The following is a 957-nucleotide window of genomic DNA, read 5'->3' as shown; positions in this document are numbered from 1 at the left end:
CAGCCGCGCCGCGTTGCGGTATGCCGCGGCCACGGCCGAGCGCCTGCGGGTGCCGGTTCGCGTGGTCAGCGGTTGGTTCTTGGAAGTCGTCGACGGAGTAGTGGCCACCACCCCGGGTTCGCCGCAATACGAGAAGGTCAAGCGGCGGCTGCACGGGAGCATCGACGCGGCCCTCGAGCCGGTCATCGCGGCCCACCCCGATGTGGCATTCACCGCGGTCGTGAAGCAGGGAAAGATCGTGGATATCGTTCTTGCAGAAGCGCAAGACGCACGCCTGCTGGTGCTCGGCACCCGCGGCCGCGGTGGCATCGCCGGGATGCTTTTCGGCTCGGTCAGTCGCAAGGTCCTGCAATCGGCCCGGGTCCCGGTCGCCGTCCTGAGCCACGGCGCGTAACTCACTGCCGGCGTCAGCGGGTATCGGCCGGTCCGAGCGTGCGCGCCACCGCTCGGCCAGCGGCCGCCTGCGCGAGGAAATACTCCTCGTCGGCGTCCAGGCCCCGGCCCATGCTCGACAGGGGGATCGGGCAGGCGCCCAGCGCCTCGAGCAGCCCGTCGACCGGCTCGCTGATCAAGGTCACCTGACCGCGCGCCCCGGCAGCAAGATCGCCCGCCTGCTGCGCCACCAGAGCCCCGAATTCGCCGGGCAGGTGCGGCACGATCAGGCTCGCCTCACCGAGGACGACCCGGCCGTATGCGGTCCGGCTGTGGTGGGAGATGCCGTGGTGGCGTTCGCGGGCGTCGGCCGCGCTGATGCGCAGGGCGCCGAAGCCGCGTCCGCCGAGGACGTGCACCGCGTTGAGAGCCTCGCCGGCCGCCAGACCCGTGAAGCCGTATGGCGTTCCCGTGCCGACATTTCCGGGCCCCTGGACAACCACCACCAGGTCAGCGCCGAAGACGTACTTGGCCGCCAGCAGCCCCGAATGCAACATCACCGCCTCGAAGTCGCCGCCGAAGGCC

At 71.0% G+C, this 957-nt stretch carries 2 protein-coding genes; one reads left to right on the top strand and one right to left on the bottom strand.

Annotation, left to right across the window (positions count from 1 at the left end):
* On the top strand, positions 1 to 394 hold a 394-nt coding region (locus BN11_RS26425; protein WP_162213308.1), incomplete at its 5' end, for a universal stress protein.
* Between the two features lie 13 nt (positions 395 to 407).
* Here the strand turns inward: BN11_RS26425 and BN11_RS26420 are convergent.
* Positions 408 to 957 (bottom strand): DUF3866 family protein (locus BN11_RS26420; RefSeq protein ID WP_048700466.1); only part of this gene is annotated, 550 nt, incomplete at its 5' end.

It is taken from the genome of Nostocoides australiense Ben110, assembly GCF_001050535.1.
GTDB classification, from domain to species: domain Bacteria; phylum Actinomycetota; class Actinomycetes; order Actinomycetales; family Dermatophilaceae; genus Nostocoides_A; species Nostocoides_A australiense.
The sequence above is the reverse complement of the archived record's forward strand: the minus strand, read 5'-3'. Positions and strand labels throughout refer to the sequence as shown.